Annotated in this window: 15 protein-coding genes and 4 pseudogenes; 9 read left to right on the forward strand and 10 right to left on the reverse strand. The window is 34.4% G+C overall.

Translation table 11 applies throughout. The annotated features are described in order from the left end of the window. Positions 1-38: 38 nt before the first annotated feature. The 3 genes and pseudogenes from ACUN28_RS10175 to dpaB form a co-directional block, all read left to right on the forward strand. Positions 39-290 carry a YlmC/YmxH family sporulation protein gene (locus ACUN28_RS10175; RefSeq protein ID WP_016086623.1) on the forward strand — a complete coding sequence of 84 codons (252 nt, stop codon included), beginning with the start codon at positions 39-41 and terminating at the stop codon, positions 288-290. 170 nt (positions 291-460) lie between these two features. Then, on the forward strand, positions 461-1,363 hold the full coding sequence (gene dpaA, locus ACUN28_RS10180) for a dipicolinic acid synthetase subunit A (RefSeq protein WP_000954736.1): 903 nt from the start codon (positions 461-463) through the stop codon (positions 1,361-1,363). Then, positions 1,360-1,785, forward strand: a pseudogene (gene dpaB / locus ACUN28_RS10185) (dipicolinate synthase subunit B); the annotation flags it as partial. The gene dpaA and the pseudogene dpaB, both read left to right, overlap by 4 nt. Positions 1,786-1,817: 32 nt before the next feature. Here dpaB and ACUN28_RS10190 read toward each other — a convergent pair. Beyond that, positions 1,818-3,365: a recombinase family protein gene (locus tag ACUN28_RS10190; protein ID WP_016086624.1), complete on the reverse strand. Its 1,548-nt coding sequence runs from the start codon at positions 3,363-3,365 to the stop codon at positions 1,818-1,820. Positions 3,366-3,549: 184 nt separating this feature from the next. Between ACUN28_RS10190 and ACUN28_RS10195 the strand changes: the two genes are divergently transcribed. Further along, complete coding sequence (locus tag ACUN28_RS10195; RefSeq protein ID WP_071742778.1) at positions 3,550-3,783, forward strand: hypothetical protein; 234 nt, start codon at positions 3,550-3,552, stop codon at positions 3,781-3,783. Between the two features lie 115 nt (positions 3,784-3,898). Then, positions 3,899-4,134 (forward strand): annotated as a pseudogene (locus ACUN28_RS10200) (N-acetylmuramoyl-L-alanine amidase). Positions 4,135-4,306: 172 nt separating this feature from the next. Here ACUN28_RS10200 and ACUN28_RS10205 read toward each other — a convergent pair. The 3 genes from ACUN28_RS10205 to ACUN28_RS10215 form a co-directional block, all read right to left on the reverse strand. Then, positions 4,307-4,645 (reverse strand): hypothetical protein, encoded by a 339-nt coding sequence (locus tag ACUN28_RS10205; protein ID WP_016086625.1) that lies wholly within the window; start codon positions 4,643-4,645, stop codon positions 4,307-4,309. A gap of 192 nt (positions 4,646-4,837) precedes the next feature. After that, positions 4,838-5,290, reverse strand: a complete 453-nt coding sequence (locus tag ACUN28_RS10210) for a YrhA family protein (protein WP_016086626.1) — start codon at positions 5,288-5,290, stop codon at positions 4,838-4,840. Between the two features lie 487 nt (positions 5,291-5,777). After that, the gene (locus ACUN28_RS10215; protein WP_016086627.1) at positions 5,778-6,266 is read right to left on the reverse strand and encodes a hypothetical protein; all 489 of its coding nucleotides are present in this window, start codon (positions 6,264-6,266) and stop codon (positions 5,778-5,780) included. 13 nt (positions 6,267-6,279) lie between these two features. On the opposite strand from ACUN28_RS10215, the pseudogene ACUN28_RS10220 reads away from it, so the two are divergent. Further along, positions 6,280-6,456 (forward strand): annotated as a pseudogene (locus tag ACUN28_RS10220) (N-acetylmuramoyl-L-alanine amidase); the annotation flags it as partial. Between the two features lie 135 nt (positions 6,457-6,591). Here ACUN28_RS10220 and ACUN28_RS10225 read toward each other — a convergent pair. Genes ACUN28_RS10225 through ACUN28_RS10250 form a run of 6 tightly spaced genes read right to left on the reverse strand, consistent with a single transcriptional unit; the run spans position 6,592 to position 9,941 of the window. Continuing rightward, the gene (locus ACUN28_RS10225; RefSeq protein ID WP_016086628.1) at positions 6,592-6,981 is read right to left on the reverse strand and encodes an Imm50 family immunity protein; all 390 of its coding nucleotides are present in this window, start codon (positions 6,979-6,981) and stop codon (positions 6,592-6,594) included. Positions 6,982-6,996: 15 nt separating this feature from the next. After that, positions 6,997-7,173 (reverse strand): HNH/endonuclease VII fold putative polymorphic toxin, encoded by a 177-nt coding sequence (locus ACUN28_RS10230; RefSeq protein WP_080118162.1) that lies wholly within the window; start codon positions 7,171-7,173, stop codon positions 6,997-6,999. A 58-nt stretch (positions 7,174-7,231) separates the two neighbouring features. After that, on the reverse strand, positions 7,232-7,741 hold the full coding sequence (locus tag ACUN28_RS10235) for a hypothetical protein (protein WP_016086629.1): 510 nt from the start codon (positions 7,739-7,741) through the stop codon (positions 7,232-7,234). 20 nt (positions 7,742-7,761) lie between these two features. Then, positions 7,762-9,264, reverse strand: coding sequence for a T7SS effector LXG polymorphic toxin (locus ACUN28_RS10240; RefSeq protein ID WP_016086630.1), 1,503 nt, complete (start codon positions 9,262-9,264; stop codon positions 7,762-7,764). Between the two features lie 3 nt (positions 9,265-9,267). Further along, positions 9,268-9,624: a DUF3958 family protein gene (locus ACUN28_RS10245; protein ID WP_016086631.1), complete on the reverse strand. Its 357-nt coding sequence runs from the start codon at positions 9,622-9,624 to the stop codon at positions 9,268-9,270. 41 nt (positions 9,625-9,665) lie between these two features. Beyond that, a complete protein-coding gene (locus ACUN28_RS10250; protein WP_016086632.1) occupies positions 9,666-9,941 on the reverse strand; it encodes a TIGR04197 family type VII secretion effector in 276 nt (91 codons plus the stop codon). Between the two features lie 364 nt (positions 9,942-10,305). Here ACUN28_RS10250 and spoVFB point away from each other — a divergent pair. From spoVFB to dapG, 3 genes and pseudogenes are all read left to right on the forward strand, one after another. Continuing rightward, positions 10,306-10,494, forward strand: a pseudogene (gene spoVFB / locus ACUN28_RS10255) (dipicolinate synthase subunit B); the annotation flags it as partial. 150 nt (positions 10,495-10,644) lie between these two features. Next, positions 10,645-11,691 (forward strand): aspartate-semialdehyde dehydrogenase, encoded by a 1,047-nt coding sequence (asd, locus tag ACUN28_RS10260; RefSeq protein WP_000414854.1) that lies wholly within the window; start codon positions 10,645-10,647, stop codon positions 11,689-11,691. A 23-nt stretch (positions 11,692-11,714) separates the two neighbouring features. Continuing rightward, a complete protein-coding gene (dapG, locus tag ACUN28_RS10265; protein ID WP_016086634.1) occupies positions 11,715-12,947 on the forward strand; it encodes an aspartate kinase in 1,233 nt (410 codons plus the stop codon). Positions 12,948-12,952 lie beyond the last annotated feature (5 nt).

Raw genomic sequence — 12,952 nt, forward strand, 5'->3', positions numbered from 1 at the left:
GATAACTTAAATTAATAATTTCGGTAGGGGGAGAGTATATGCGTCTAAGTGAATTAAGTGGTAAAGAAATCGTGAATTTAGAAAGAGCAGAAAAAATGGGGGTTTTAGGTTATGTGGATTTAGAGATTAATGAGAAGGATGGCCAAATACAGGCTCTTATCATACCTGCTGGGAAATGGGGAGGTTTTAAAAAGGAACCACAAGAAGTAAGAGTAGCGTGGAGTCAAATTAAGAAAGTTGGGCATGATATGATCCTTTGTGATATTACGGATCGTTCAAATTCGAAGTGAAAGATGGCCATTTTGGTCATCTTTTTTTGTATGTATATATAAAGCTGATAAATCATATGTGCTTTTTGTTTTTCAATCACCTCAAACTCGTACATTACATAAGATGTGGAGGAAAAAGAAAAAGTAGGCACTTTTCTTATAAATGACAGAAAAAGAAGGTGAATTAGGGAATGTTGACTGAGATGCATATTGCTGTCATAGGAGGAGATGCAAGACAGCTAGAAGTAATTCGCAAGCTAGTTGAATTGGATGCGAAACTTTCATTGATAGGGTTTGATCAGTTAGATCATGGTTTCACAGGGGCAGCAAAAGAAAGTATACAAAATTTAGATTTCACTTCTGTAGATGCAATTATTTTGCCAGTTGCAGGTACAAATGCCAAGGGAGAAGTAGATACTATTTTTTCAAACGAAAAAGTTTCTATAACGAAAGAACAAATTGAAAATACACCAGAACATTTTACTATATATTCAGGTATTGGCACGCCTTACTTGGAAAATCTCGTATCTACTACAAACCGCAAACTTGTTAAATTATTTGATCGTGATGATGTGGCAATCTACAATTCTATTCCAACTGTAGAAGGTACATTAATGATGGTAATTCAACATACCGACTATACAATTCATGGTTCCAATGTAATGGTTTTAGGATTTGGTAGAACAGGGATGAGTGTTGCCAGAGCATTTCAATCATTAGGAGCCCATGTCAAAGTTGGAGCAAGACGATCGGAACATATTGCACGTATTACAGAAATGATGTTTTCTCCTTTTCATATGCAGGACATTGAGAAAGAAGTAGGGAATATCGATATTGTCATTAATACAATTCCGCATCTCGTTGTGACAGCGAATGTCATTTCAAAAATGCCAGCTCATACGTTAGTAATTGATTTAGCTTCTAAACCAGGTGGTACCGACTTTAGATATGCGGAAAAAAGAGGGGTCAAAGCGCTATTAGCACCTGGGTTACCGGGTATTGTTGCTCCAAAAACAGCAGGACAAATTTTAGCGAACGTTCTTTCTCAGTTACTGGCAGAAGATGTAATCGCAAGAAAGGAGAATGGGGAATGAATTTAAAAGGGAAAAGAATAGGGTTTGGTTTTACTGGATCACATTGTACGTACGAAGAAGTTATGCCTCATTTAGAAAAATTAATTGCTGAGGGAGCAGAAGTACGTCCTGTTGTTTCTTATACTGTTCAATCAACAAATACGAGATTTGGCGAAGGAGCAGAGTGGATTAAAAAGATTGAAGAAGTAACAGGCTTTAAAGCGATTAATTCAATCGTTGGCGCAGAACCACTAGGACCTAAAATTCCACTAGATTGCATGGTAATTGCACCACTAACAGGAAATTCAATGAGTAAATTTGCAAATGCAATGACAGACTCTCCAGTATTAATGGCAGCGAAAGCGACGCTAAGAAATGGCAAGCCTGTCGTATTGGCTGTTTCGACGAATGATGCTTTAGGGCTTAATGGGGTAAATCTAATTACACCAACAAGGTGACGACAAAGCATAAACGCTTATATGTCGCCATCTTGAGGGAGCTTAGGGTAAAGCACAAGTTCGAAATCATCGAGCCTTTGCCACTTTTCCTTTTTATAAACAGCCTTTTCTAAAACTGACTTTAGGAGGCTGTTTTTCTTTTTGGGATCATCTGTTTTAAAGTAAAGATCAAGAACATGCTCCACTTGAGGTATTGTATCTTTCTTCACTTTTTCCTTCTTAATTTCAGTTTTAATTTCTTTCTTTAAGTTTTCCACCGTGGAAGTAATTTCAGTAATGCGATCAGAAATTACATTCGAACGTTCTAAAAACATATCGACTGTGTAAACACCACGCTCTAATAAATCATGTAAATTATTTTTTTGTTTTTGGACATCCACTAATTCTTTATCAAGCTTGCGTAATGCAGCTACATTCATTTGAATAACTTGTGTCTCTTTTAATTTGTCATCTTGCTTATGTTTTTCAAAATCAGCTTTATAATTGATGTACCATTCTTTTAATGCCTCAAGTAAACGCTTCTCAATTAATTCCGTATAGCTTGATTTGTTTTCGCAACCGCGATGCTTACAATCCATCGTTTCTTTTCGGTTCTTCGGATAACGTTGGACCATACTATAACCACATTTACTACATTTAATAATACCAGCTAGTGGATTTTTAATTCCATTCGTATTGTAAGGAACGTGATACCTTGAATTTAATTTTTCTTGTACTTGTTCAAACAAGCTTTCGGGTATGATAGGCTCATGTTTTCCATCAGCAATAATCCAATCTGATTTATCTTGTCTTGCACAGCTACGTTTTACAGCATCAGGCCGTTTTACTTCTTTTCGCTTTTGCCATGTTACTTTTCCGATGTACACATTGTTTTTTAATATATCCAAGATGCTATAAGGATTCCATTCATTACCTAACTTACTTTTGTAGCCAAGATCATTTAACTTGCTTCTAATTGCATTCGCACCCATATCCTCATTTGCGTACCAATCAAATATCATTCTTACAACAGAGGCTTCTTCTGAATTAATTGTTAAAGTACGCTCTCGTTTATTTAAACGGTGTATATCATATCCGAATGGTGCATGTGTACCAAGGTAATTACCAGCCTCTACACTAGCAACACGGCCTCGTTGCATACGACGTGTAATAATCTTTAATTCCTTACGTGCCATAAATGCTTCAAATTCGCTATATTCTTCGTCCCACTCATCATTAAGGTCATAAGTCTTCCTAGGTGTCATAATCTTCGTATTCGAGCGTTTAAACGTCTCTAAAATGATTCCTTGCTCTTTCATACCACCACGTCCTAAACGGTCCATATCCATGCAAAGAACGGCATCATATTTGTTATCTTCAATTTCTTCAAGCAGAGCTAGCATTTCAGGACGTTTCACTAAGCTCTCACCAGAAACGATTTCCTCACGTACAGATAAAACATTTAAGTTCATTTCCTTGGCAATTTTCAGCAGGGTAGTGCGGTGCTTTGCTAAAGTTTCACCTTCACCACGTGCCTCGGCTTCGAGATCGGCACGGGATTTTCTTAGGTAGATTGCGGTTTTCATGATTAGACCTCCTTATATAGTTAATTCATATACGAGAAATGTATATATAAGAAGTAGAAATGGCTATTTAAAGTAGCGAAAGTAATGACATGTTTGATTTAAGAAAGCATTTAAGATTCTTCGTCGTTTTCCGATACTTTAATATTTCGATGATTGTTCTGCTTTGAAATGGTTAGCAACTAATATGGCAGTACTAACAAATCAGCAGCATACAAATATAGAAAGCACTTCAAGAGGTGACACCATGAGCCAACAAGAAAAATATGCCGCGTCTTATAAATTTGGGAAAACGAAAGTTTATATTGTGGCTCCAGAGCCGAAAACCAAAAAGGATATTGATAAAATCCTTCGAGCATATTACAAGGCTAGTTGGGCCATCATTGATGAATTGCAAACGAAAGAAAATATTGAGGAGTAATTCCTCTTTTTTTGTATAGAAAATAGACAGGTTATGTGTACTAATAATTTTGACGTTTATTTAATTTGATGTGGAGAAGAAAGATACAGTAATAAAGAAATATTGTGATTAGTTTATTATAGGAAAGTGTTTTGTTTCTAGAGTGGACAATCTGCATTTCTATGAATCTCCATCTTGGCATGATAAAGATGTGGCTGGTTCTGTGGGGGAGTATTAGGATTTACGATTGATGCGAAGATAAGTGTAAATGGTTCGTATCAATGTAAAGTGCATAATAGTTATTGGCGAGTGTTCTATATTACGGCTAGTGATGCGTATGTGAATGTGCGGTCTTTTTCGTGCTGTATGTAACATTATTTACTTGTTATTTTTTTCGGTTGTCAATTTTGTGTGCTCATTTATTCAAATGTGTATTAGATTTCGTAATGTAATAGTTTCTATTTCAAGAGAGATTTCATCTTCATCATAATTATTAACTATGAAAGTTTTATATTTTTGAATATCTGCCCAAAAATATTCGAACTTATTTTTTTTGTTTTTCTTTTTCTTTTTCTTTAACCCATACTAAAATTAATTCTTGTAGTTCATCGGTTTCGATGTTGCAAGAGTAGTTTTCATCTTCTATATATCGATGGATAATTTTTGTGAAGTCATTACGTATTTCTAAATCACAACTATTTCCACCTAATTCTAGAGAATCAACTTCGCAGTTCAATACTTTATTTATACGAGATAGCCAAAACACACCGTCACTATTTTGAATATCATTTTCTAAAAATTCCCCTACCAACGATATATTTTCAGGAAGTTTAATCATCAAAAGATTAAAAGGTCCTTGATAAAATTCATATGTGTATTTCATATATTAAAGATCATCCTTTCAATGGTTAACGTAATGGAAAGGCCGAAATAACGCGATTCCTTGAATCAATGAACATCATAATTTCTATACCATGTGGCGTTCTACCAATGTATCTATTACCTCGTCCCGGATATTCCTTATTAGTAAAATGATATTCCGTCGTGTAAATTACCTTGTCATTAATACCCCCTATTAAAGCAAGGCTGTTTTCAATGCTTCCTCAAGCATTGTATTGAAATCATTATATGTTTCCATCACTGTACCAGATGGTTTATCAAGTTCTAAGTAAGTACCATCAGATAGTTTTTTACAAAACCATGCAATATCTGAATCTCCAAGGAAAAGGTACTCTTTTTGAAATTCATTTTCATACCAAATCTCATTGGTTTCTATAAGCCCGCAAATTGATTCGTCCCTTTCTATATCTAACAAATAAGAGTCAACTCCATAAAGTACTAGCCCGTTAAAATCTAATCCATTTACAGTTTTGAGAAATTCCTCATATTCACTCGGTAAGTCAATATTAAAATTCTCTTTCATATGTTCTTTTAATTTCTGAACTTCACTATCTGTTGCTGGTGTATTCAGTTTATCATTAAAACTTTTCTCTATTTTTTCAATATCTACAATCAGATTTTTCCACATATAAAAATCCCTTTCTAAGTTTATTTTATTTTTCCTTAGGGTAGATGTTGTATTTTTGGATAGGCCAGCTTACGTCTACACTATCTCCATCTTGTAAGTATCTAGTTAATATACGTTGTGTATTAGTTATAGCTTTATGATAGGAATGATTTTGTATTAAAGTTAAATCTTTAAATGCATTTGTTCCTCCTAGATGATATTAATAACTGTATCATTATATCAAAAACTGGAGATGTAGAAATTTTTTCTTCCATTGTGAAATAGTAGAGTAGTGTTGTGAGGACATAGAAAAACTGTCTGTTAAGGGGCTGTCTTCTTTTACGCTTCTATATTTGTTCCTTCTGCTACCACTGTTTGCTCTAACTATTTATCTTGTTCTTTTAAATTCATCTTTCTCCGCCCTTAGAATCTAGCAAAATAGGATAATAACTAATTAAAAAAGACAATAATTCTATTTATAAAACTATCCACTAAGTTATTACCTTAATTAACCTTTAGAATCCTCATCGTCCATAATATATTCGATATCTTCATCTGTAAATTCATTGCCTTTAAATACTGGATGCCCATTTGGATCGAGCATACCCATCACTTTTTTATCCTTATCAGACACAATTAGTGTATAGTCCTCCATAAGAAAAGGGTTTTTTGGTAAATCCACTAATATTCTCCAAGCTGGTCTTATATCATCGTTGTTTCTATTTTCTTTCTCAATTTTAAATGTATAAGCCTCATCAAAGAAAAGATGGTTGATATCTTCATTAACTACTCCATCTAATTTGTTTTTCTTATGATAATGTTTAGCAATTTCTATTGCTTCCTGAGGTTTTAACATCACATCTACATTAATTTCATTTATTTTCCTATAATGTCTTGAAAAATCTTCTTGCTTTAATCTTATATAATTTTGAAATTCTTCAGTAGACAATTGTTTAAACTCTTCATCAGACATATTTTTATACTTATCTAAAGACATATAATATTCTCCTTTCTATGAATTTCCTTCTTGGCAGGGTAAAGATGTTGCTGGTACTTTAGATGCAGGATTAGGATTTACCATTGATGTAAAGGTAAGTGTGAATGGTTCGCCACAATACAAAGTACACAATAGCAAGGGCAAAACATACTATGTAACTGCAAAGGAAGCTTATGTACATGTGAAGTAAGAATTACAAAAGAGCATCCACTTAAAGGATGCTCTTTTGTATAATATATTCTTTACAGTTTGCTTATTGATTCTATTTAAGTTACTATACTTATCTACTAAAAATCTTGAAAGACGTTAATCCAATTAAAGCTAACTATTCAACGGTATCAATATAGCCACTAACAGATTGTATGATACCATAGTCAACTTTAAGATTCATACATACAGAACCTGATATATTAATGTTAAATTTCCCATCTTTGTCTAATTCAATATTAATATCTCCTCTGTACTTATCATTAGAAGATTTCAATGTTAATTCCTGTATATCAAAAAAATCTAGTTGGACAAATACAGTATTATAGTTTAAATCTTTCCATTTTTTTGGAGGTTTATCTGCGAATTTAGGTATATTAAAATTTATAGAAATTTTTTTACCTTCATCTTCAATGTTAACTGCTACAATACGTACATCTAACAATGAAGGAGCTTCGTTATATAAATTTGATATAAATCTATTTCCCTCTAAATTACTGTACCACATATAATTACCTCTATATTATTTATTAAATGGATAATGCTCTTGTGTGCCTTCAAATTTACCGGTTCGCGGTTTATCTGCAGGTCTCACATTAAAATGCGGTCCCTGTCCACCTTTAGAGTGGCCTGCACTATGATCCTGAATTATTACTTTTTTTCCATCTTTATTAGTAAAATGATATTCCTTCGTGTAAATTACCTTACCATTCTATAGGTGTTAAATTTAAACAGTGTATTTAATAATATGTTCTCATTTAAATGTTCAATTTATTTAATAATTTTTCTATTCTCTTTAATTCATTATTACTCTGTTCTACAAGATATTCATCAGGACATTCTTTCAATATATCAAAAAAGTTTTCTGCTCCTTTTAATAAAGTTAATAATAATTCATCTTTATTAAAACATGTTTTTTCTCCTGCAATAGATAATAAAATTTGCTCTTGCGAAATAACCTGCATTTTTACCTCTAAAGGTTGGTCTGGAAAATAAAAACTTACATCGTTTTGATTTTCAAACAATTCTTCAATTGCATTTATGAAATATGACCATAACTGATCAATCATATCCCATTCTTTAAATCCTAAAATATTATTTCCGTAATAGTTTATTATTATTGCACCTTCCATATAATCAAAATCAGCAACTAGTTCTAAACATTTCGTATTATCAAAATCTATGAAATATTCAAGAAAGTTACTTTCAATATTATCTAATGAAGTTATTATTTTATCATTTTTTATATATGATTTTACACTAATCATATTAACGTCTCCTCGGATTTCTATTTAGGATATAATTGTCCTATTCTGCCATTTTTAAATCCAACAATATATGTTATTCCATCTACTTTTCCCTCAATTTGATACATACCTTTTGTTCCTTTAGAAATAATCGTATCTCTATTCTTACTGATAACTTCTCCTGCTATATTTTGTATATCGGATATTGACAAATCTTTGTTTAAAAATGATTGTTCTTTTTTTACTGAACCATCCCAATAATCTGGATGATGTCTTTCTAAAACATGTTTCATGCCTTTTTTATCAAACATTATTTTGTTTCCATCAACATTCCATTTTTTTGATGTGTAATTATCTAAATCATTAATAATTTTTTCTGGTTTTGCAGCTTTACTTGGCCCTTTACCACCAGCAGAAGACGAAGAAGACTCGAATTTTTGAAGAGTATCCTTGGCATTTTGAATCGATTTATCCCAAACCAATCCACCATGTACAACAGCACCAACACCAGCCGCTGTAGCAGCTGCATCTAATGGAAGAACAATTGGTGATGCTAACCCACCACTTCCTACTTCTGCGGCGAATGTTAAGAAATTAGCCCCACCTATGACCGAAATACCTTCAAAAATTTCTACAATAGATCCTGCCGTTGATATAACATGTCCAGTAAATCTTCCAGCTTGATAAGTTGCTTCGCTTTCTAATTTATCATTATCAGGTGGTGTTAGTCCAATATAGTCTTCAGCTACTGCACTACCAGCGCCTTGTATAAAGTCCCAAGCACCTTCATAAATATCTTCGACACCATGTTTAAACTTATCTAGTAAAGATTCATCTTTTTTCTCACTATTTAATGGACCACACATTGCTCCTTCTTCAATTGAACTACCATTTAAAAGATTGTCGGCCTGACGCTTCCTATCTTCTTCAATCGCCTGAATGGAAGTCGTCCACTCCATATTCAACCCTTGGGTACTAAACGTGCCACTTGCAGGACTAAAGCCTTTTCCACTTTGGACTTCGGCAAGACCAGTAGCAATACTAGCTGCTAGTTGAAGGGCCGTGCTGTAGTTATTACTGGATGTATAATTGAATTCATATAAATGCTCTAGTTTTTCTTCAAGTTTTTTTCTCATCGCAACTAAAACAGCCACAATTGCGTCTATTCCAGGCATTGGCATTGGCATAGCTACATCTATCGCTTCTATACTTGCAATCGATTGATTGATTTCCTGTATTTGTTCTCTTATTTCTTGTTCGATAACATCTGTTGAAGCTACTTGTGATTGAAAATCGTTTGGAAAGGCATTATTTTGACGGATTAATTCTTCACATAAGTAAATGATTCCTTGCGCTAAAGGACGAAAGGTTTGTATAAAAAATGATTTTGCACTGCTATACGTTTGTCCTTGTAGAACAGTATCAATTGCAAAAGCGTCGATCGACCGAATGGCTTGTTCCATACCTTGAATGGTAGCCGTACATACAGCATTCATGCTTTGAGTTTGGCTTTGTACTTCTCCCAAATACATATTTAAACTCATGCATTAAACCTCCCTTGCTAATTGTTGTTGCTGGTAGGATAGGTCGTCTTCTAAATCACTAAGGTCTCGTCTTTCTTTAAGCAATGTTTCTTTTTGATTTTCCAATTCGAATGTAAGTTTTCGTTCGATGTGTTGTGCTTCTTGACGCATATTCATAAAAAAATGAGATAATTCTCTATCGCCGTGCCAAGTTTCTAGAATTCGGTTAAATAAACGATTACTTCGATTTCTCCATTCGTGAAAATCTGCTTCCGCGTGTTCTTGAGTTTGAATTGCAGATTGATTCCGATCCTGTTCTTTGAATACACTTTGTAATTTTTGATTCAATTGATTGATTTGTTTTTCAATATCTTGACTCATCTTTTTCCTCCTACCGTTTTACTTTTACGAAGGTGGTCACATTAGCGAAAAGTGTTGTGAAGCTCGTGATCCATTCTCTCAAACTCTTTGGCTACCGAATGAATATTATCGATCGCTTGTTGAAAGGCAGTGGAAAATTGTTTCGTAAAATCTAACCTTTGTTGATTCGCTTCTTGTGCTTTGGAATTAACAGATATTGTAGTACGCGCCGCCTTTGTTATAGAACGATTTGTTGCACTTTGGATGGTATCCGACGCTGCTCTCATCTGCGTAGCGATTTGTTGTGCCGATTGAAAATTACTTTGAAATTGTCCCATCGTATAAACCCTTTCTATATTTCTATGAACGTATTAAAGAAGGGGAGTGTCTAGTATGTATGTCCATTATCCTATTGTTCTTTATAGGAACCCTCCTGGGAAAATATTGCAGATATAATTATAACAATAAATGGTTAAAGTTTCCTCAAAAAAAATGTATTTTACAACATATGTGTTTGTTATAGTTCTCAATAGGTAATGTAGTATAACGTAGAGGTAAAACACTAATGGGAAAGTAATAAATTGATGCTAATGATTTATGTATACAATTTAGATAATTAAACAAATTTAATTTCTCATGTTGTTTACATATATAATAGAAGGTAATGAAAAAACTACACATTTTCATTGTTGCTACCATGTTGGCGTCAACCTCATGCGCCTAATGGCAACAAAAAACATCTACTTCGTCCCATTCGGTCAAGATGCACCAGAAAAAAAACCGAACTCAATGGTAGCTCGCATGGAATTGCTGGAAGATACAGTATTAGAAGCGCTACAAGGAAAGCAATTGCAACCGGTTGTCGTAGAAAAATTCAGATATATGAATTAAAAAACGAAAAAAAACGGACAATTTTTGATGAAACCATCATTCTTACTGTAGAATATGATAAAATTAACGTTATTAAGATTAGAAGGGGTATTGTATACTCCTTCTGATTCTAAGTTATAGAAGGATTGGTATCTAGAAAGGGGCATAGTGATGGAAAAGCAAAAAACTTTTCATGTCGCTGTAGTTGGAGCAACCGGCGCAGTTGGTGAACAAATGTTAAATACTTTAGAGAAACGAGAATTTCCAATCGGGAAGTTAACGTTACTTTCATCTAAACGATCTGCAGGTAAGAAACTTGTATTTAAAGGCGAAGAATTTACAGTTCAAGAGGCAACTCCTGAAAGTTTTGAAGGAGTAGATATCGCACTATTTAGTGCTGGTGGATCTGTATCAAAACAATTAGCGCCAGAAGCAGCAAAGCGCGGTGCGATTGTTGTTGATAATACAAGTGCATTCCGTATGACAGAAAACGTGCCACTTGTTGTACCTGAAGTAAATGAAAACGACTTAAAAGAACATAATGGTATTATTGCAAATCCAAACTGTTCTACAATTCAAATGGTAGTAGCTCTTGAGCCAGTTCGTCAGCAATATGGTTTAAAACGAGTAATCGTTTCCACATATCAAGCTGTATCAGGTGCTGGTGCGGCAGCGATTGAAGAACTTCATGAACAATCACAAGCAATCTTAAATGGTGAAGAAGTGAAGGCAAATGTTTTACCTGTATCAGGTGATAAGAAACATTTCCAAATTGCTTTCAACGCGATTCCACAGATTGATAAATTCCAAGATAATGGATTTACGTTTGAAGAAATGAAAATGATTAATGAAACGAAAAAAATTATGCATATGCCTGAATTAGAAGTAGCGGCAACATGTGTACGTTTACCTGTTGTATCAGGTCACTCTGAGTCTGTTTACATCGAAGTGGAAAAAGAAGGCGTAACAGTAGAAGAATTCAAGAGCTTACTTGCAAATGCGGAAGGTATTGTTCTGCAAGATAATCCAGAAGAGCAGTTATATCCAATGCCAGCTACTGCAGTAGGTAAAAACGAAGTATTCGTTGGAAGAATCCGTAAAGATTTAAATAACGATAAAGGATTCCATCTTTGGGTCGTATCTGATAACTTATTAAAAGGCGCTGCATGGAATTCTGTTCAAATTGCAGAGCGCTTAGTAAAATTACAATTAGTGTAAACGGCTAAGAGAAGGTGCAAAATATGAAAATTATTGTTCAAAAATTTGGTGGCACATCCGTACGTGATGAAAATGGACGTAAGCATGCGCTTCATCATATAAAAAAATCGCTAGATGCGGGTTATAAAGTAGTTACTGTCGTATCTGCTATGGGCCGTAAAGGTGAACCATATGCAACTGATACTTTGTTAAGTCTTGTAAATCAAGAGGAATCTCGCATTTCTAATCGTGAGCAAGATTTATTATTATCATGCGGAGAATTAATTTCAGCAATCGTCTTCTCTAACATGTTAAATGAGAACGGTATAAAAGCAGCAGCGTTAAATGGTGCACAAGCTGGTTTTGTAACAAATGATGATTTTACGAATGCTAAGATTATTGAAATGAATTGCGATCGTATACATGAAGAATTAGAAAATCTAGATGTAATTGTCGTTACAGGATTCCAAGGGCAAACGAAAAAAGGTGATACGACAACACTTGGACGCGGAGGCAGCGATACTTCAGCTTCAGCATTAGGTGTTGCGCTTCATGCTGAATACATCGATATTTTCACAGATGTAGAAGGTGTTATGACCGCGGATCCTCGCATTGTAAAAGATGCACGTCATCTTCAAACGGTAACGTACAATGAAATTTGTAACATGGCATATCAAGGTGCAAAGGTCGTTCATCCACGTGCAGTTGAAATTGCGATGCATGCCAAAGTACCACTTCGTGTACGTTCTACGTATTCTGATAGTGAAGGTACGCTTATTTCGGCATCGGATGGTGCTACAAAAGGCCGTGATGTAGAAGAACGTCCTGTTACAGGTATCGCTCATGTGCCAAATGTGACGCAAATTAAAGTGCTTGCAAAAGAAACGGCATACGATTTACAACAGCATGTGTTTAAAGAAATGGCGAATGAAGGAATAAGTGTCGATTTAATTAACATTTCACCTACTGGGGTAGCTTATACGGTGAGTGATAATGTATCAAGTCGTGCAGTTGAATTATTAAAAAACCTTGGATATGAGCCAATTGTGACAGAACATTGTGCCAAAGTATCTATTGTAGGAGCTGGAATGGCAGGATACCCAGGGGTTACTGCGAAAATCGTTACAGCTTTAGCAGAAAAAGGTATTCAAATTCTGCAATCGGCAGATAGCCATACGACAATTTGGGTTCTTGTAAAAGAAACGGATTTAGTGGAGGCTGTAAATGCATTACATAGTGCGTTTGAGCTTTCAAAAGAAAAGCAACTGGAACAATAAGGAGT

It is taken from the genome of Bacillus sp. WC2507 (assembly GCF_052656125.1).